At 52.6% G+C, this 19,050-nt stretch carries 22 protein-coding genes and 1 tRNA gene; 21 read left to right on the top strand and 2 right to left on the bottom strand.

Features of this window, described 5'->3' with window-relative positions; all coding sequences use genetic code 11:
* Window positions 1-47 precede the first annotated feature (47 nt).
* The 9 genes from PHV74_00205 (at window position 48) to PHV74_00165 (ending at window position 5,880) form a co-directional block, all read left to right on the top strand.
* Window positions 48-122: transfer RNA gene (locus PHV74_00205), tRNA-Met, on the top strand.
* A gap of 96 nt (window positions 123-218) precedes the next feature.
* A complete protein-coding gene (locus tag PHV74_00200; GenBank protein ID MDD5092792.1) occupies window positions 219-1,553 on the top strand; it encodes an XkdF-like putative serine protease domain-containing protein in 1,335 nt (444 codons plus the stop codon).
* A gap of 34 nt (window positions 1,554-1,587) precedes the next feature.
* The gene (locus PHV74_00195; GenBank protein MDD5092791.1) at window positions 1,588-2,556 is read left to right on the top strand and encodes a hypothetical protein; all 969 of its coding nucleotides are present in this window, start codon (window positions 1,588-1,590) and stop codon (window positions 2,554-2,556) included.
* Window positions 2,557-2,630: 74 nt separating this feature from the next.
* Window positions 2,631-2,849, top strand: coding sequence for a hypothetical protein (locus PHV74_00190; protein MDD5092790.1), 219 nt, complete (start codon window positions 2,631-2,633; stop codon window positions 2,847-2,849).
* 8 nt (window positions 2,850-2,857) lie between these two features.
* The gene (locus tag PHV74_00185; protein ID MDD5092789.1) at window positions 2,858-3,181 is read left to right on the top strand and encodes a hypothetical protein; all 324 of its coding nucleotides are present in this window, start codon (window positions 2,858-2,860) and stop codon (window positions 3,179-3,181) included.
* An 11-nt stretch (window positions 3,182-3,192) separates the two neighbouring features.
* The gene (locus PHV74_00180; protein ID MDD5092788.1) at window positions 3,193-3,405 is read left to right on the top strand and encodes a hypothetical protein; all 213 of its coding nucleotides are present in this window, start codon (window positions 3,193-3,195) and stop codon (window positions 3,403-3,405) included.
* Window positions 3,398-3,775, top strand: coding sequence for a hypothetical protein (locus tag PHV74_00175; GenBank protein MDD5092787.1), 378 nt, complete (start codon window positions 3,398-3,400; stop codon window positions 3,773-3,775). The genes PHV74_00180 and PHV74_00175 overlap by 8 nt, the downstream gene beginning before the upstream one ends.
* A 1-nt stretch (window position 3,776) precedes the next feature.
* Complete coding sequence (locus tag PHV74_00170) at window positions 3,777-4,472, top strand: hypothetical protein (protein ID MDD5092786.1); 696 nt, start codon at window positions 3,777-3,779, stop codon at window positions 4,470-4,472.
* 16 nt (window positions 4,473-4,488) lie between these two features.
* A complete protein-coding gene (locus tag PHV74_00165; GenBank protein MDD5092785.1) occupies window positions 4,489-5,880 on the top strand; it encodes a hypothetical protein in 1,392 nt (463 codons plus the stop codon).
* Here PHV74_00165 and PHV74_00160 read toward each other — a convergent pair.
* Window positions 5,877-6,149, bottom strand: coding sequence for a hypothetical protein (locus PHV74_00160; GenBank protein ID MDD5092784.1), 273 nt, complete (start codon window positions 6,147-6,149; stop codon window positions 5,877-5,879). The genes PHV74_00165 and PHV74_00160 overlap by 4 nt on opposite strands.
* Window positions 6,150-6,285: 136 nt before the next feature.
* Between PHV74_00160 and PHV74_00155 the strand changes: the two genes are divergently transcribed.
* Genes PHV74_00155 through PHV74_00130 form a run of 6 tightly spaced genes read left to right on the top strand, consistent with a single transcriptional unit; the run spans window position 6,286 to window position 12,264 of the window.
* Entirely contained in the window at window positions 6,286-8,553 is a 2,268-nt protein-coding gene (locus tag PHV74_00155; GenBank protein MDD5092783.1) for a hypothetical protein, read from the top strand.
* A gap of 6 nt (window positions 8,554-8,559) precedes the next feature.
* Window positions 8,560-9,462, top strand: coding sequence for a hypothetical protein (locus PHV74_00150; protein ID MDD5092782.1), 903 nt, complete (start codon window positions 8,560-8,562; stop codon window positions 9,460-9,462).
* A 2-nt stretch (window positions 9,463-9,464) separates the two neighbouring features.
* The gene (locus PHV74_00145) at window positions 9,465-10,046 is read left to right on the top strand and encodes a hypothetical protein (protein ID MDD5092781.1); all 582 of its coding nucleotides are present in this window, start codon (window positions 9,465-9,467) and stop codon (window positions 10,044-10,046) included.
* Between the two features lie 9 nt (window positions 10,047-10,055).
* Entirely contained in the window at window positions 10,056-10,379 is a 324-nt protein-coding gene (locus PHV74_00140) for a hypothetical protein (GenBank protein MDD5092780.1), read from the top strand.
* Between the two features lie 10 nt (window positions 10,380-10,389).
* The gene (locus PHV74_00135; GenBank protein MDD5092779.1) at window positions 10,390-11,313 is read left to right on the top strand and encodes a hypothetical protein; all 924 of its coding nucleotides are present in this window, start codon (window positions 10,390-10,392) and stop codon (window positions 11,311-11,313) included.
* Window positions 11,314-11,325: 12 nt separating this feature from the next.
* Entirely contained in the window at window positions 11,326-12,264 is a 939-nt protein-coding gene (locus PHV74_00130) for a hypothetical protein (protein ID MDD5092778.1), read from the top strand.
* Here the strand turns inward: PHV74_00130 and PHV74_00125 are convergent, their stop codons facing one another.
* The gene (locus tag PHV74_00125) at window positions 12,265-12,606 is read right to left on the bottom strand and encodes a hypothetical protein (protein ID MDD5092777.1); all 342 of its coding nucleotides are present in this window, start codon (window positions 12,604-12,606) and stop codon (window positions 12,265-12,267) included.
* Window positions 12,607-12,656: 50 nt separating this feature from the next.
* Between PHV74_00125 and PHV74_00120 the strand changes: the two genes are divergently transcribed.
* The 6 genes from PHV74_00120 to PHV74_00095 all read left to right on the top strand — a co-directional run bounded on the left by PHV74_00120 (window position 12,657) and on the right by PHV74_00095 (window position 19,050).
* Window positions 12,657-14,045 carry a hypothetical protein gene (locus PHV74_00120; GenBank protein ID MDD5092776.1) on the top strand — a complete coding sequence of 463 codons (1,389 nt, stop codon included), beginning with the start codon at window positions 12,657-12,659 and terminating at the stop codon, window positions 14,043-14,045.
* A gap of 4 nt (window positions 14,046-14,049) precedes the next feature.
* Window positions 14,050-14,472 carry a hypothetical protein gene (locus PHV74_00115; GenBank protein MDD5092775.1) on the top strand — a complete coding sequence of 141 codons (423 nt, stop codon included), beginning with the start codon at window positions 14,050-14,052 and terminating at the stop codon, window positions 14,470-14,472.
* 14 nt (window positions 14,473-14,486) lie between these two features.
* The gene (locus tag PHV74_00110; GenBank protein MDD5092774.1) at window positions 14,487-15,488 is read left to right on the top strand and encodes a hypothetical protein; all 1,002 of its coding nucleotides are present in this window, start codon (window positions 14,487-14,489) and stop codon (window positions 15,486-15,488) included.
* Between the two features lie 9 nt (window positions 15,489-15,497).
* Complete coding sequence (locus PHV74_00105) at window positions 15,498-15,974, top strand: hypothetical protein (protein MDD5092773.1); 477 nt, start codon at window positions 15,498-15,500, stop codon at window positions 15,972-15,974.
* An 81-nt stretch (window positions 15,975-16,055) separates the two neighbouring features.
* Window positions 16,056-16,415 carry a hypothetical protein gene (locus PHV74_00100; GenBank protein MDD5092772.1) on the top strand — a complete coding sequence of 120 codons (360 nt, stop codon included), beginning with the start codon at window positions 16,056-16,058 and terminating at the stop codon, window positions 16,413-16,415.
* A 157-nt stretch (window positions 16,416-16,572) separates the two neighbouring features.
* Window positions 16,573-19,050, top strand: coding sequence for a hypothetical protein (locus tag PHV74_00095; GenBank protein MDD5092771.1), 2,478 nt, complete (start codon window positions 16,573-16,575; stop codon window positions 19,048-19,050).

Genomic DNA, 19,050 nt, shown 5'->3' with positions numbered 1-19,050 from the left:
TATAGTGTTATAATTCGGCCAATTAGGGATGTCGTTGTGGGGAACGGTGCGTGGTGGAGCAGTGGCCGCTCGCTGGCCTCATAAGCCGGAGGTCGTTGGTTCGAATCCAACCCGCGCTACCAAAAACTGAATAGCTGACTCTCAAGGGAGTAAGGAAGGACAAGGAATCAGAGCAAACGCTCTGGACTTGTCCTTTTTTGTTATTCGGGGAGGCAAGCGTGAATCATGTGACAGTCAAAGACGAAAGCTATCAGCAAAAGGCTCGCCGGATCTCCGAAGCGTTCTATGACATGCTCAATAGCAAGAGCCCCAACGGTGAGATATTCGAGGGCTTTATCAGAGACATCTACCCCGGTTACCTCATTGCCGAAACTCGGCAAGGCCTCTACAAGCACGCATATGTCGAGGACGATGCCGGTGTAATCGCCTTTGCAGCTCCTGTCAAAGTCCAAGAGACCTTTGTTGCCTCCAGCGCCAACGAGAGCAAGATCGTTTCCTGGCTCAGATCCGGCCTTCGGCTCTTCGATAGTCAGCAAACCCAGAAGTCCACTGACTCAGAGTTTCAAGCTCTGTTCACCAAAGACGTGGAGTTGAAGGTTTGTTCCGAGGAGGAGCGGACAGTAGGCGGTTTGGTGCTGGTCGCCGGTGAGGTGGATTCGCAGAATGACTTCTGGAGACCGGAAGATATTCGAGCAGTTGCCCTGAAGTTCATGGAGAATTACCAGGTTATTGATGAGATGCACACGTTCATCCGGGTGGCCGTCCCGGTCGAGAGCGTCTATTTTCCAACCGAGGAAGAAGGCGGCCAGAAGACGTACAAGTGGTATGGCGGTGAAGTTCCTGCCGGTGCTTGGTGGATCACCGTGAAGGTCAATGACGACGATTCCTGGGTGGCGGTCAAGAGCGGCAAGTTCACCGGATTCTCCATCTTTGGCGTCCGGAAGACTATGCTCCAGGCGGCATCGAAGTCCCATACCGTGGCTAAAGCCAAAGACCTTCGGCTTATGAAGGGCGATGAATGGGATGTAGTAGCCGTGGCTCTTGTCGATAAGCCTGCTGTCAAGGCAGCTCAATACTATGTGATCAAGCGAGATGGTCTTGCCGGGTTCATCGCTGAGCGCGGGAAGAAGAACTCGCCGATTATTAACGAACAGGGAGGTGTTGCAGTGGAAGATACGAAAACTGTGGCCAAGAAAGAGGGAGGCGAGACAACTCCTCCCAAAGTGGAGACTGCCACCAAGGCAGACGTCGAGGGTTTGAATAAGGCACTTGCAGACCTGATGGTTGTGGTCAAGTCGCAGAGCGAAGTTCTGACCGCTATCGTCACGTCCTTGAAGGGCGTGGCAACGGCTGAGCAGGTTACCCTGAAGGTCAAAGAGTCTGGTGAGACTGCCGAGGCTGTGGCCAAGCGCGTTGAGACTCTGGAGGCCGCGCTGAAGAAGATGACCCGCTCGTCTAACGCCCTCGGCGTTGAGTCGGCGGAGAAATCCGATAAGCATGAAGAATCCGGCAAGCCATCGTGGGTCAACACGATGGGCGGACCGAGAAAATAGCGGCGACTGCCGTATTTAGTGAGGAGGTGTTGAAATGTTTACTGAAGCACAACTGCTTGAACGAATAGACCAAGTTATGAAGGGTTGGGTTGAGGGCATCGGCAGTGCTAAACTCCTGCCCCAACAGGCAGACCGGTTTATCAGAGCAGCGATCGACAACTCGAAGTTGATGAGAGAGGTCAGAACGCTGGAGATGACGAGCGACACGAAGAATATCGACAAGATCGTCTTCGGTAACCGCGTCCTGCAGAAGCCAGTAGCAGAGGGAACCGAGCACACAGATACCACTGGCTATCAGACCGAGCAGAGGCAACTCGTGGCCAAAGAGTTCATCATCGCGGTAAACCTCTTCTACTCGACTCTCGAAGACAATATCGAGAAAGAGAATTTCGAAAGCACCCTGCTGGATCTCATTGGCGGGCGTGCTTCAGCAGACTTCGAAGAGGTTGGCATGTACGCCAATCCTGCGGCCAGTGGGGCCGATGCGGTTTTGTCAGTGCCTACCCATACTGGCTGGCTGACTGGCCTGGCAGGGCATATCACTGACTACAACTGCGCTGCTCCCAGTGCCGTATCCGATGTCTTCAAGGCTCTGATCAACTCGGTGCCGTCCAAACATTTCGGATCGAAGCCCCTGAACGAGTGGCGCCTCTATTGTTCGTTCCAGTACGAACGTGCATATCGGGATGAACTGGCTGGCCGGGCAACGGCTGCCGGGGATCGCGCTCTACTCGAAGATGTGCCGGTCTTCTATCAGGGCGTGCCAGTGATCTGGCTGCCCAAGATTAAGACGGAAACTCGTGAGACTGTGGACAATATTTCCGACGTGATGTTCGTTCACCCGGCCAACCTGGTACAAGGCTGGAAGAGAGACATCACGCTCGAAAGAGAGCGCAAGCCCAGAAAGCGTCAGATCGAGTTCACCATCACCGCCAGATGGGACTTCAACGAGGAAGAATCCGACGCGATTGCCCAAGCGAAAGACGTAGGGCTCCCTGCGTAGACAAAAATAACTGACTAAATAACAGAAAGCAGGGCTGGCCTAGAAAGCCAGCCCTTTTTCGAACAGGAGGCACGGTGAAATACAGTATCAAGACAAAGGGTGGCACATACACCGTTGTAGGCATAGGCGTAAAGTTTACAACTCAACCTGTTGAGGTAAGTCTTGCGCCAGCCGCAGCAAAAAGACTGAGTCAGAATCAGAATCTGGTGATGACGCCGGTTGCAGATGGCGAGTCTGCCGAGAAAATCGAGGGCACGCCGGACACGTCCGAACCCAAGTCAAAGAAGAAGTGAGGTGAACCATGCTGCAAACTATCAAAGCTAAATTCGGATGGGGTGGATCAAGAATAGACAAAGATCTGAAAGCGATTCTGATCGAACTCCAGGGACTGAAGGTCAACGTCGCTGCGGGCACTACTGCCAACACCAATATCCCTATCAGTGGCATCACTACCGAAGACACGCTGAAGTCCGTTCTGCAGGTCGAGCCGGATAACGGTACTTCCGCCACGATGCTCACAGACAGAACGGCGGAGGCGAGTATCACATCAAACGGTAATATCCGACTCAGCACCACGAACACTACTGGTAAGCAATTGCTGGTCATCTGGTATGACAAGCGCTAGGGGATGCGTTGATGAATTGGAAATCAGCGCTCCCGACAGTGACCGCGATCGCAGCCATTGTCATCATGGAATGCGTCGCGATGTGCAATGGGATTGATGGCAAGGTGCTTACCCTCAGCGTGGCCGCCGTCGCCGGTCTGGGTGGGTTCAAACTGAATGATGTCTTGAAGAACAAGAAGATCACCATAACCACATCGGAAGAAGAGGGGCCAAAGAATGGCTAACCAAGAAATTGCCCGGGTTGATGCCGCCTCTCTCAAGGCCAAATTCATCGAACTTGCGACTGGCGTCTATGCCGAGGTGGTGGTAACCCGGAATGAATTCTCGTCGTTTGCTAACGGGGGTGGATCGGTATCCGTTGAGGCTACGTCAACTCCGGTATTGGCAGCCAATGTGAACCGCAAGTATGCCTGCATCATGAATCTTGGGGAAGAGTCCGTTTACCTCGCGTTTGGAGCCAATGCGGTGGTGGGCAAAGGAATTCGTTTGAGCCCGGGCATCGGATATGAAATCAACGTGATGAATCTGTTCACCGGGGCAGTGAATGCAATTGCTGCATCCAGTGCCCAGAGCGTAGGCATAGTGGAGGCATAACGTGGCAGATAGAGAAGAGACTAATTCGTCTTCGTGGGGACTGAAATTTCGATTCAGGGAACTGGCAACAGGCGTTTACGCCAAGCTCTTTCGGGTTCAGGTGGAGAATGTGTCTGGGGCTCAGATCAACCCGGCGCAAGAAGACGGTAACTTGGCCACCTTGACAGGGAAAGACTTTGCCACTCAGACCACCCTGGCATTGATCAAGACCAAGACGGACAATATTCCGACGAATCCGGCGACGGAGAGCGGGAAGCTCACTATTATTGAGACCGAGGTTAAGGCCCTTATCGACGACACGATCAAAGGGGCGTTGAGGAGCATCGGGGATGCTGGGGCGAGCCCGCAGAATGCTACTGGCTCGACGATACTGAGAAGACTCAGTGATTTGGACAGCAAACTGTCCCAACTTGGTGAACCGAAACACGCTGAGGGAAGCTCAACCAGCGCGGCTTTGACCGTTGAGATGGATTGCGGTGGCTGGACCTTCCGCCAACAGATGACCATCTGGGTCAAGAGCAACGCGGCGGCCACCTTCAACATTCAAGGGAAGCATGACGGCGGAACCTATCGGCAGATTGATTCCATCGTCCTTGCTGCCAGTGGCGAGTCTACCAAAACGATTGGCTGGGGCTTCCGCTTCATCAAAGTGGCAACCGATGCCACCAATAACAATGAAATTGAGGTGTCGAGATAATGAGGAGGACTACTAAATGGGATTCATAGGTGGTGGCTCATCCGGTTCATCATCGGGCTATGGAGTGGCCAGCTATGGTTTTGGCCATGAGATATGGTTCAGTAGAGAAGGGTACACCCCGCACTATGCCGAACACATTATTGATCCTTTGGATGGCCGGGCAAAATTGATTATGGCCGATCCGCACACCCGCAAGGCAGCGTTCGTCTACGATCTGGGCAGTAAAAAAATAACGTGGGAGCAGGCCGTCAATGGCAGCGCCATCAATAATCCCCATACTGCCCGAATGTTGATGGCGGACGTGCCTAATTTTGGCAACAGGGGCGACATCTATTGCTGTAACCGTGACCAGCAGGTGATTGTGTTTGATCGGAACACCGGGACTATCAAGAAGACGATCACCCTCAGCGCAACTGGTGGACAGTGGGACCCGAACTGGCTCCACGAGGCCTGTCTGAGCGTTGACCCCGTGCCTCACCTGATCCTCACCGATTACAACGGGCCGTCTGGTTATCACTATGCCAAGTACAAGATATCCGATGGTACGCTGGCCTGGCACAAAGATGACTTCGGTCATGCTTCAAAGGTCTGCCCTATCAAAGGCGCTCATGCCTCACTGCATACCCCGGATTACGGCGGGGATTACCTGATTTGCTCGAATGAGTTTCATGGTGGCGTCTGGGAGATCAAAGATTCGGATGGCGGATGGACGTGGGCCAGACCGAGAGACCGGCAAGGCCCTTCTCTGGTTTCGCCGCACTCAGCGATCCGCATGGGGCGTGTCGAGAACGTCGGCTGGATAACAGTTGTCGGCTGCGAGTCCGGCGGCGGTATTATTGCGATTCACTTCATGGGCGCTCCGATCTGGGGTATCGGGAACCGGGCGGCCAAGACACCAGACGGGGCATCTTCTGTGTACACCGTTGATGTTCATGGGCTTGGAGAGATCTGCATGGTGTTCCCGACCATTGACGGACGGATCGGCTTCATTGATTGGAATGGCATTGCCCGCGCTCAGGTGGGTGTCCTGGATGAGATACCCCAGAAGCAGCATATTCCGTGGCAACTAGATTGGAATATCAACACGACCAATGACTGGAAGTTCCTTGAGTATGTGCCGGTGGCAGATTGGGACGAAACCTATATCGTTGTCAAGAATACCGGTCTGACCAACACCATGGAGTGGAAGGTGCTCGGTGGACTCCTGCAGGCAGCGGCTTATAATGGCGGTGGGGACGCCCGGCCGGAAGACTGGGTGGAAGAGAAAGCACCGGCTGACCTGGCTCCTGGAGGCACCGGGACGCATAAGCTCACCCGGCCATATCAATACATTCTGGTGATGTACAAGTCAAAGGTAGAGGGAGCACATACGACGGTGAGCACGTTCTTCGATCACTTGAGGGGCTAGGAAGCGGCTACCAAGAGCATTAAGAAGATGAAGCCGGACAGCAGAAAAGAAGCGATGCCCCAGATTATGAGGCTAGCTATGAAGAAAGCCTTGCGGCCACTCTTACAAAGCCAGCAGAGAAGGGACACGGGGATTGCAAATAGGGCAGCGAGCACAAACGAAACCCCAATGAGAATCATTCCGAAGTTTGACAAGCCCCACAGCAGGAAATTCGAAGCGTCGCTGTCAATGTTGACGCCGCCCATCATAACAGGGATGGCAATCAGCACGAAGAGTATCAGGGAACCGATAGCAACGAAAGGACCCCATTCCAATCTTTTAGGACAAGTCTCAGTGCTCATTTGGCCACAGTCTAGCAAAAATCTAACAGTAAGTCAATCCAATCAGCAGTAAGGAGAGTAAAAAATGAGTGATCCAATCCCGCTTCCGCAAACCCCGGCTGTAATTATTCCGCCAACGCAAACCGAACTCAGGACTCGGATCAATTACGCAAAATCGTATGTGGACCGTAATTATCGAGAGGGCGGGGATTACGCTTTTATTGGCGAATACCCGTCAGTTCCGCTTTATATCATCGTGAACCGATACCTAGGGCAAGGCAGCGATCCCTACTCCCCTCGCTTTCTGGGCCATTACTGGGATGCGAACAGGTTGACCGGGCAAGCTGGTTCCGCTCCAAGGTCAGCGTTTGCTGCCATATGTGACGCTTCAGAGAGATCATCTGGGATTGACTTTGATGAGTTTACGGTGTCATTTCGGGCAAGTCAGCCGCCGGATGAAGCAATGGGCATTGAATACTTCAAAGAATGGAAAATGAGCTTTGCTCATTATGGACAGCCGACGTTGCACATCAGGAGGGAATTCTCATCGAGCGGAATTCAGACAGTAACGATCACACTTCTCGCATTCAGGGCGGCCGCCGATGTGGCCAGCGTCAACCTTTACTATGGGCACCTGTGTGTTGCTGCGCTCATAGACCAAAACACTCCCGTTAACACTCAATGGGTTGTACACCCGTCATCGGCTGGCGGAGATGCCAAAGGCCTTGGCTCTGGGCGATACACCATTCGCCACGGCTGTCAGATGGCAAGGAGTGCTTTCGAGGCATTTGGTGAAACAACCAAGGCCACCAAAATTAGTAATAGCATTTCCCGCGAAGGGTATACCCAGGATATCTACGATCCTCTTTTCAATAAAAGCTTGAATGAAGCGATCACTTTCTTTCAAGAAGGCGATTCCTGGCATGATGCCAGTAAAGCGCATGGGTACGAGCCAGGACACCATACCATCGACTATTACCCTTACGGGTATGCCTACGAGAGCAAAACCCACTTCTTTGAGATGGATGGATTGGAGATATCGCAAGCTGCATGGATAGCCTATTGTATCTTCGATCCCTACATAAGTTGTCTTCAAGCTATCCATGTACTCAACAAAGGATACGATGCCGATCACGAATATGATCGCACTGACTGGGATGATTTCATACCTGGGTGGATACCGCTATTGAGTAGACTGAAACTTGACAAGACAACCCCGAGGCAAATCGCCGAAGACATTTGCCATAGCATGATCTCTGATCTGGGCATTGGAGTATTCGGTGCCAAGATCACTATCGACATGCCTTGGATAATTCCAGATGTAGACCTCATGAAAGATACTCCAATGAAGATGTTCAATAAGGCTTCGTGGTCCGGGTCTGGTTATCGCACGGCCGCTTTTGCTGCTCTGTGCGCTACTCTCGGCTACGGGCCAACTGATGACGATCGGTTCAAACCCTGGGCCGATCTGATGATCCGCAATCTTTGCTGGGCTCAATGGGGAGTTTATACGGATTGCGCCAACGGCCTCCATGCCAATGTTGATAACTATGGATATAATCGTGGGGCCACATTTGGCGGACAGAGATTGGGGATGGAAACCAGATACCGTCCCGATCATACCGGCGGAATGATGCAATGCTGGGAGCAATCGGGAACCTTTCGCGAACTGTGGAATGTCTGGGAAGTACCGGGGCAAACACCGCCAAACGGACTGATCATGAGAAAAGGCGAAGTTGGAGGTGATTACAACTCCGGATATTCGTCGTTACCCTACTTTGTGTACGCTTTTGGATATAAACTTGTTCACGCCATGACCAGAAATTATTTTGATCTGGATGGCAACCAAGGATATTCAATCGGCGCACGAGTTAAAGGGACTCATAGCGATGGACTGAAGCTCAGGCTTTATGTTTACGGATCAAATTACAACCTTTTGGAAACGCACGACTTGCCCATTACTCAGGATTACGAAAACTGGACGCAGGTGTCAAATGGTCATACTTGCCACCCCGATGCCTTCTGGGGCAAGTTGGCGATTGAGAATAGCAGCGGGTTGCCGTCTATGGCATTCGACGCTGTGTTTTGCGCAAAGTCAATCTCTGATTATGCCTTTGGTGGCCCTACCAAGCAGAGAGACGCTGTGGTCCTTGCCTCTTCCAAAGGCGGTGGCGGAATTCCTTATGTAGAAGACTACATCCAACCCGACCCCTTCAACCAACCGATTGAATGTCCGGTGTTTCTGCCCACCAACATGGAGGCGACAGGCGCTTTCATCCAGGCACTCCGCATCTACAACTATCACAAATACGGAGACGCCTATCCCAGCGCGGTTAACCTACCCACCCTTTAAGGAGGAATGATGGCAGTACCGATTGAATTAGGCGAAGAAGTCAAGGCGTTCTGGTTCAGAAAAAGCTATGACATGCTCTGGCAAGGCGCACTTGTCGAGGAGGGTAGCGCCATGTACAAGAGTGCCGTCAAACTCAGCGCTTCCGGTGACCAGCTTTTTAGCGAAGGTGACGTTATCCCCGGAACTTTCTTCGAAGTTGATATGAGGGCCAGGGTGAGCAACGCGGCGGCTACCAATAACACCTTGTGCAAGCTTCAGGTGTGGGTGGCTCGCGGCGATCCATTGGCGATGGTGAAGATCAAAGAGTGGGCCATCAAGCGCAGTGACTTTGTGGAGTCGGGTAAGTACAAGGCCATGTGCATGAGGAGTATCAGCCTCAATCTGACCGACCGGAACTTTCAGGTGAGAGTGGCCGACTATGCCAATACCGAGTCCGAGCTTTACATCGATTGGATAGCGGGCATGCCGATGGTGAGGCAAGACCTCGGGGAGTTTGCCGTGCTATCGGGAATACAGATGGGGCCATCGGTGGGAACGACTTCCCCGTGGTGGGACGACGTCAACACCCAGATGATGGCCTGTGGCTTCTTCCTGGGTGGCGTCTACATGCAGAATCCGCCCAACGAGTATGGGGAAGGCGCACAGATGCCGCCACCGATTCAGACGTGCAGCGAGTGCGGAGTGTCAGCGCCTTACGGGCAGACTCTCCCGCACAAGCCGGGATGCTCATATCGGTATAGCACCTGCCCGAACCGGACGGAAGCCTGGCGGTTGATGAACATGGACTTGATGCGAGACCCGCGCTTGTCGCATCGGTTGAGCTATCTCGACCGCTACGGGGCTCTTGAGACGTTCAAGGACCGCTGGGTAGAACTCGGCATCGAGACCGAGGAGCAGCAAGGAGAATGACGATGGAAGAGAAAGTCGCAATCATCGAGGAGATCCGCACGAAGCATATCGATTGGAAAGGGGGTGCACCGGAGCTTGAAGAATCAGAAACAGGAATAGTACACCGGAACTTCAGCAGGATCAAGGAACATGCTGTTCTGGAGAACCCGCACAAGGACATCCAGATAGCCGGGCGGTTCGAGCAGGCGTCCAGGCCGATCCACAACGCCAAAGAAAAGCTGTGGTTTGCCTTGCCTTCGGTAAGATCGAACGCATCCGGAGCTGTCAGGTACGCCGTTGAGGTGGTGGCCTACCGGGGTAGCTACTGGCATGTCCTGTCAAGGCTGGTGAGGTATGCCAACGGCAAACGGGAAGTGCTGGCTTGTCAGCTCGGCACCAGCACTCAGGGTTATGAACTCTCACCGACAGATTTCACCTTCGAGGCCAGCGGCAAATCGGTTCAGGCCCTGTTCTCGATCCAGGAATCCAATAGAGACCGAGTGAATCACCGTCTGGAGGCCGTCGATGACGCCATTCCGGCGGGCGAGTGCGTTTTGATACCAGTGAAGAACAATCTCAAGCTGACTACGCTTGAAATCGGATAGGAGGTAAAGATGAACCAGCTCAAACCTGCAAACAGTGCGGACCGCTATACGGACCACGATACGGTTAAGACATGGATTCCTGACGTTGATTTTGTGATTCGGGGAATCGTGGTCTTTGATCCAGCCTTCACTCTTGAAATATACATTGGAGGCTCGAAAGACACGAAGGACGGGTCGCTGGAACTACAAGCAATGGATCAGGACTTCTGCTACAACTTCATTCCGCTGGAAATTCCGGTTGCGGAGGGTGAACGCATCAAACTCTGGTCACAGTATAACAACCATCCCTTTTCACTGCTCACCGACAAGACGGTGAATTTGACTCGAGAGTAAGGAGAAAGAAATGTATCAGTTAGTGCCAGTAATATCTCAGCATTTGCAGATGGGCTGTCACCAGTCTGTCTGCACATTCCATGTACCCGAGGATTTCGTTCTGCGGGGCCTCATCGATGGTAATGAGTCGGCTTACTTGACCGAGATATACAAAGGCGGCACTGAGGGTCTCAGTGATGGTGAGAAAGTTGGCCAGTTCGTCAAGGACGATCTATGTTACAAATTCATGCCATTGGAGATACCATTAGCGGAGGGTGATCTGATCAAGCTTTGTTGCAACTATTCGGCGGGCCCGAAGTATTCTTTGCTCTCAGACAAGTTCGTGGAGTTGAGGCGCTGGATCGAATACTTCATGACGGGAAAGACTTTGACTTGGTCCGGAGCCCAACCGACCATCGAGGATGATGCGACTTTCGGAAAACGCGGCGATTTTGGAGGCATCGCCAACGCTGCGTATTCCAGTGCCAGCCATGGTGACATCATTGTTAATGGAAACTACTGGCCCAAGAATACCCCTTCATTCGGAGGCTCTTTTGCAGATTGGGTGATCTTGCCGAGTATCCGATCTGACCAGTCCGGAGACAACCGATACGATATCAGGCTTCTCACTAAAGGAGCTGCGTATCCTCTCCCAGCGTACTTGGGACTTGAGGTTGCAAAGGTTGTGAGTGGTACCAGAACTGTCATTGGTTCCTACCAGTATTCGTTATCAGACGGGTATTCGGTATTCAAAGAGAAATGGTACAAGTTCCAGTATCGATTCAACCGGAACAAGATATGGGTGTATGTCCAGTGCGGGCTGAGTTATAACTCCAACTGGTCCTCCTATCAAGACAACGCTGTTGTGGTCGAAGACGCATCCATCGCAAGCGGTGACTACCTGTCTGTCCCGACCGGCAACGGAGTCAAGTTGGCCGCCGTAGATATTTATTAACAGGAGAAAGAAATGAATCAGTTAGTACCGACGATAAGCAAGTTCATGCACCCGTACCCGAACACCGGAATCCTCACGTTCACAGCACCTGAAGATTTTGTCATCAGAGGACTTGTCGAGCCGAACAGCCGAGAGATAGCGGGCTACATTGGCGGAAGTGAGGCGGCACTCGACGGCAACAAAGCTTTCGAGGTGGCAGCCCAAGACTACTGCTATAATTTCATCCCGCTTGAGGTACCGGTCACAAGTGGCGACAAGATCAAAATCCAGAATAAGTATGCGGGGAAAATCTACCCTTCGCTTTTGTCAGACAAGGCCATCAGCCTCGACAGGTGGAAAGAATATTTTGTTGATGGATCTCGGCTTGCCTGGCAGGGCGGAACTCCGACCATTGAGGATGATCCCACGTATGGCAAAAGGGGCGATTTCTCAGGCATAGCCAACGCTGCTTATACTGAGGCTGCTCATACGAATATTATCTATACCGCAAAATGGTGGGCTACGAATACCCCGCCAAACACAGACACCTTTCAGGTTTGGGTTAAACTGCCGGCCATCCGGTCAACCAGCGATGGGAATACCCGGGTTGAGGTTGTCGTTTATACGCGGTACTACACCCCTTATCAACAGAATCCTCGTTATCAGGTCAGGGTTGAGTTGGCCAAGGTTGTCAGTGGTGTGCGTACAGTGTTGTCGTACACAGATATAGACCTTGATCCTTACTGGTTCCCGGGCTATCTCTTATGGAACAACGTCAAAGTGTACACTTGCGGACTCGGCGTGGCGATCGAGGTGGAGATTTTCAAGCGGTATTTCTACGTGGACACGGGGAGCATAGGTGGCAGCATCGTATTCAACAGCAATACCAGTGACTGTGGTGTCAGTAGCGGGAGTTATATCTACATCCCGACCGGCAATCAGGTGAAGTTGGCCGTCATCGACATCTACTGATCATCCAGCCAGACCGGCGAGAAAGATCAAGAGCAGGCAGTTGATGAGGAAAGAAAGCACGGCCCACAGAAAGGCAAACACGGGATAGAAAATGTGGGTGTCAGTGGGCCGGAGCTTTCGAGCCACAAAGACAGGGGGTGCAAGTATTATGGCAGCCGTAATCAATCCAAAGGGAACGAAAGCAGCGCCGAATCCGGTCCCAAAACTCCAGAGGATGTTGTGACCAGAGGGTGACTCCATCAGAAGCCATAAAAAACCGGCCGCAACAGCGACAATGAAGAAAGCGATCACGGAGTTCAACCAGATTCGAGGCCGTTGTTTGGATAAAGTTAACGTAGTCATGATGGGCCCATTCTACCAGACGGCCAGAAGAATTTCAAGTCGAGGAACCTATGGCACCGACAACACAACAGATTGATCAGGCATGCGAATATATGCTCAGCCTGTACGATGACAGTGTACACATGTGTGCGGAGAGTGATGATCAGGGAACGCACTGGCTTCTCCAGGCAGAGGAAGAGTTCCATGATCTGCCATTGACCTACCAGAACGTCTTCTGGGTCTACTCTGATAACCTGTTTGCCTATCGTGCTTTGGAACCGTGGCGACCCACGTATTCTCAAGTCATCAAAGCAGAGGTGGAACGACTGATCGGCATAGTGGGTCAGCCGGGTATGTTCGAGGTCGTCGTCGGCCGGGACATCCCGCGATACGACCGGATCGGCGATGCCACGAATCACCTGTACTCAAGCACGAATGAAAAGTTCGTCGCATATCGGCGGCATGATAAGCTCGTCTATTTGATACCCGAGAGATACGCTGATACCTGCTGCTATGTGGCCCTCGACTACTTCTTTGCGGGCAAGAGGGACAAGGCGCTGGAGTGGTTCTTCAAGGCGGCTATGATGTGGAACGGCAAGGGCATGTACGATTATGCCAGCCAGCTCGACGGATTCTATGCCAATTACAAAATGGGCTTGCTGTTGTTCACCAAGAAAGTGCTGGGGGCTGAGCTTTCGACCGCTGATGCGATTGAGACCAAGCTTTGGACCATGCAGAATCCGGCTACCGGAGGGATGACTAGCCTGGCCGATTCGGATGGCATTCAGATCGGTTCGGGCAATATCGAGACCACCAGTTTGACGCTGATCACCTACAACCAGACATTCATTACCGAGCTGCAATCATCTCGTTATTATTGCACGGTCGATGAAGTCAAGAAAATGCTGAGTTTGACCGGCAGTGACTGGGATGAGCTGATACTCAAGTTGATTAAGGTCGTTACCAAGGGCATAGATGCCAAATGGGGTCAGAGTTTCCTGGTGAACGATGTTGAGTCGGCCAAGTATTACAACACGTCAGGAGGAAAGGTCCAGTTGATCGACACTTTGAGATCGCTTACGTCGGTCAAGATCGACACTGGCATGGATGGCGGGTTTGCCACCACGCTGGTTGAGAATACTGACTTTACCCTGGGGCCCGAGAATTCGACCCCGAAGAAGTGGGTACAACTCCTGCCGAACGGCCAGTTGGAAAAGTTCTCGACTCAGACCAGATCGCTTGAGGTAACCGGTGTCTGGGGGTATGAGTCGATACCCGAACAGGTTCAGGTCGTTTGCGCCAAGAATGCGGCTCGGCTGTTCAAGCGAAAAGACACTGCTTATGCCAGGGCGTTGGCCTCGCCTGAATTCGGCGGGTTTTCGGTCTATGACGGATTCGATAATGACGATCGGCTGTTGATGAAAGGGTTAGGTCGCCGGAAAGCAATACTGTATCCGTGAGGGAATGATGGATCCAGAACTGAGTGAAATCAGGAAAAAACTTGTGTTGATCCAGAAGTCGGTCGCTGGCGTGAAAGAGGCTTTGGCCTATCCGCCGGAGAGCATACCCAATACGCCATGTTTCTTGAACTTCATTGGCGATAGTGATGATATCGTGAGAAACCCGTCGGAGAGGATCGTGCCTCACCGACTCAGGATGGTGGTGTTGGTAGCCAGGCCGGATCTGCCGACCGCTGAAGAAAAGTTGGAGCCATTGATCGGCGCGACGCTCGACGCCTTCGATCACAATATTACACTGGGAGGGCTGGTGGTTGACAGCCGGATTGCGAGATATCAGCGAGTGAATACCGAGTGGGGCAAAACGCCTTATGTCGGTATTGAATTTTTGTTAGAAGTTCGGCCCAAAGAAGCATTCGAATTCAGTTAGTGTGGAGGTGAATTATGGTGGTATCAAGTTCTGCATTCCGCAAAGCGCAAATAGGCAAAGAGAGTGGTTATGGGGTGGAGGCCGAAGCGACGGCTGTACTGTTGGGGAACTTTACCCACAAAGACAACCCCACTGTTACGTTGCCTGAAGAGGCTACCGGCCATCTATCGAAGTACACACGTTACCTCAAGACCAACACGATAGCTGAAATCAGCCGGCAGGGGACGTTCTCGTTTGAACAATGCCTGTATTATCTGTTGATGTCGATCAGGGGTAACATCGTGCCCACCCAGCTCGACTCAGACCCTGGTTCTGTTCATGCTTATGAGTGGGCATTCGTTCCGAGTCTGACCAGCGCAAACAACCCCAACAGCTTCACGTTACGCTATGGCAACAACGTGCAGGCATTCATCACCAAGTACGTGCTGGCCAAAACTCTGGAAATCAAGGGCGGCGCCAATGAGGCAGTACAGCTCGCCTGCAACATGTTCGGCCAGAATTTTGCCAAGGCTGATTTTGAGACCGGTCTGGTGGTTCCGACCGTTGAGGACGTGGTTGCCAAAAGGGGAATCGTTTTCATTAACGATAGCGGGGCTACCATCGGAACTACCCAGAAGTCGAAAACGCTGACCGAGTTTACCTGGAAACTTGACACCGGGTATGAACCGCAAGATTTCCTGGATGGAGAGCTTTGGTTTACCGACCATTCTGAGGGGCCGCGCAGTGTCGAACTTGACATGACTTTCCAGTTTAACGAGACGGCCAACGCAGAATTCGAGGCATACTATGCCGGAACGAAGAGGTTCATCAGGCTCAGCATTCCGGGATCGCAGATTGTCACAGGCCATGCTAAGAGGCTTGCGCTGGATATTTGTGGCGTTTACACTAATTGGGAGAGCCTGGGCACCAAAAACGGAATGGACGTCGTGAACGTCAAACTTACGAGCACGTTCGATCCGACCTGGGACAATGAATGGCTGGTGAGGGTGGTCAACAGTCTTGCAACTCTGCCGTAGAGGGAGACGATGGACATCGAATGCAATGGCCTGGATGAACTCGTCAAGAAGCTCAGGCCGGACACGTTGATCGGTCCGCCTGTCAGGAAGGCGATGCAAGACGCCAGCATTCTGATGGAGGGAGAGGCCAAGAAGGAAATCAAGAGGGTTGGGGCGGTTGACACAGGGCGCTTTATGGGTTCAGTCACGCATTCTGTCGCGCCTGATGTCGTTCCGCTTTGGGCTCGGGTTGGAACCAGCGTAGAATACGCGCCGGACATCGAGTATGGACAGAACCCTCACACGGTTCCATTGGCAGAGCTGAAGCCCTGGGCAAGAAGGAAGGGCATTTCTGAGAATAGGGTAGGGGCAATTCAGCAGTCGATCCGAGAGGTGGGAACCAAACCCCGATACCCGTTCAGAAATACGTTTCGGAAGAACATTGACGATGTTAAGCAAATCTTCAAGAAGGTGCTGGATGATATAGAAAACAGATTCGGTAAATAGCTGGATTCACGAGGTATACCAAGGGCAACGGATGAAGGACAGGACTTTGTTCGTTGCCCTTTTTGTTAAGAGGGAGGGAACATGAAGGCATTTGTATTCGACAAGACCAGGGTGATCACGATTGAGGATGAACAGGTAACGATCAAGATCGCTGATCAGGAGTTGCGGTTCAAGCTGGCCGCGTCCATGGATAACCGCGCGAAGTCAGAGGAGCAAAGGGCGATCGACTTCTTCAAGACATTTGTCGTCGACTGGACGTTCAAGGATGGCGATGGTTCAAAGGCTCCGATCGACAACGCCCATATCCTGAACCTCGATCCGATGGTGGTGGACAAGATCACCGAGGGGGTAATCGAAGCGAACCCTTTCTTGGCCCAGGTGGTGAAGGAGGGGACATCGACGTCGATCTCTGGTCTCTCCTCAAGCAAGGCCGGGGAGTAGCCCCCGAGTTCTATCGAGACTACCTGATTATGAAACATATGGGCTGGAGTTGCGAGGACTATCTGAAAGCTCCAGCGTTGATGGTCGATAAGATTTGGCAGTTTATGCAGACCGAAGCAAAGTATTCGGACTGGAAATCCAGAAATGGTGACTGACGATGGGCGCAGAAACAACACTTGAAATCCTACTGAAGTTCAAAGACGAGGCTTCTAAGGGTCTTGAGGGCACCGTGACCAAGCTCGGTGGCCTAGACCAGACCCTCAAGAAGGTCGGCGGCGCCTTGACTGGCTTTGGCGTGGGTATGGCGGGTGTGCTGGTGATGGCCACCAAGGCCGCCGCCGATGAAGAGGCGGGGATCATCAAGTTGTCCTCTGCTTTGAAAAACGTCGGCGTGAACTACGATAAGGTCAAAGGCTCTCTGGAGAAGACCATTGCGGCAACCACAAAAAAGACAGCCGTTTCAGACGATGACCAGCGGAAGGCCTTGGCCGCTCTGGTAGAGATCACAGGCGACTATAACGTCGCCATGAAGATGTTGCCCTTGACCCTCGACGTGGCCGTTGCCAAGAGCATGGATTACACCTCAGCCGCCCAGATAGTGGGCAGGGTGTCAACCGGCAACACGGAGATCCTCACGCGCTACGGAATCGAATTGGGAAAAGGCGCTACTGCCACACAGGCTCTTGGTCAATTGCAGGCCAAGTTCGGCGGCCAAGCTGAAGCTTATGGTCAGAGCACAGCCGGGGCAATGGCAAACGTCCAGAACAGCTTTTCCGATCTGATGGAAGAAGCCGGAACCACCTTCATCCCGGTGGCCAAGGACTTGCTGGGAGTGCTTAATACGGTGATGGGTTGGTTCCAGGATATGCCCTCTCCGATTCAAAAGGTCATTATTGTTACAGTATTGTTGGCAGGAGGATTTGCTTTGATAGCCGGTCCGCTGATGCTTCTTATCGGGATGTTGCCCGCACTGGCAGCCGGCATCGGTTTGGTCGGTGCTGCTTTTACCCTTTTGACTGGACCGGTTGGGCTGGTCTGTCTCGCAATCACCGCCGTTGTCGCCGCCGGTATTCTTCTCTGGAGGAACTGGGATAAGATATCCGGTTTCGCCAAGACGATATGGGGCGGCATTATGGACATATTCAACCGCGTTAAGGACACGGTGCTAGGTGTCTACAATAGCGGCTTCGGCTGGTTGCTTCCGGGCGGCGCTATCTACAAAGCCTTCACGATGTTCAAGGATGAACTCAAAAAAGTGGCTGACGTTGTGACCTTCCTGCCCAGCAAAGTGGGCGGGGCGATCGGTGACGTGGCTGGCAAGGTCGGCGGGTTTTTCGGCAGCATGAACCCATTCCATAAGAAGCACGCCAAAGAAGCTGAAGACGCCTATGACGAAATGGCGGCCGATATCAAGCTCAAGGCCGAGGCGCTGACGGCTACTCTCAAGGATCAACTCGATCAGCAGTTGAAGGATCAGCTCGCTGTGATCGAAGAAAAGCGCAAGGCAGCGGAGCAGGAATATGACGATGCGGTTGCCAAGATCAGAGAAGAGTACGGGGTAACCGAGGAATATCACCAGTCAAAGATCGATCTGGCCCGACAGGCCACGGATGATATGAAACAACAGCTCGATGAGGAGCTGGATGCAGCCAGGACTGCTTGCAATGAGAAGCTGGCCCTGCTGGACAAGGAATATGCTGCCAAGTTCAAGCTTCTTGACCAGGACACTCAGGCAGCGGTGCAAAAATATCAGGATCAGATCGACGCCATTGATGCCAGAACGAAGGACGAGAACCGAATCCTTGAGGACCAGCAAAATCAGAAACGGCTGCTTGAGCTGCAGGACAAAGTGGCTCAGGCCGATAACGATGCGGATCGGGCTTCGGCGACCGAAGACTTGAATGAGTTCATTGCCCAGGTCGAACGCGACAAACTTCTGGATTCCAGAGAGGCAGAGAAAGAAGCCCTGCGAGACTCCATCGAGAATGTCCGGACTGAGGCCGAGAATAAGAAAACGGCGCTACAGGAAGAGCTGGAGGCCAAGAAAACTCATGAATCCGAGATGCTCAAGGAGACGGAGACCCGCCTCGCCAATGAGAAGACGGCTCTCGACGCCGCCCTGCAACAGAAACTTGCGCAGATAGCTGAAGAGGCATCATGGGCGGTCTTTGCCGAAAACATCAAGCTGGCAGCAACCAAACAGCGCCTGGTGGATGAGGAGACTGAAACGAAGGCTTCTCACGCCCGGCAAGTCACCGAAGAAGCTCTATACCAGAAAGCCCTGATAGCAGCAAAGCAACAGGTGTTGGACGAGCAAGCCAAGAGCCAAGGGATTTATGGCCCGTACATATCGGATCTGCCAGTCAGTTCGCCAATTTATGGACATGCGACTGGCGGGCTGATCACCGAACCGACCTTGATGTACGGCTTACGAACCGGCCGGCGCGGGATCATGGCTGAGCAAGGATCGGAATGGATCGTTCCGGACAGCAAGATGAAGAGCGGCGGGATCGTCAATACGATCACCCAGCATTTTCATATCGCACAGATGATCATCCGGGAAGAGGCGGACATTCAGCGAGTTGCGGAGGCGCTATTCGATCTCCAAAAGAGCGCAATGAGGAGCGGGGCTTAA

It is taken from the genome of Dehalococcoidia bacterium (assembly GCA_028711995.1).
Lineage (GTDB): Bacteria > Chloroflexota > Dehalococcoidia > SZUA-161 > SpSt-899 > JAQTRE01.
The sequence above is the reverse complement of the archived record's forward strand: the minus strand, read 5'-3'. Positions and strand labels throughout refer to the sequence as shown.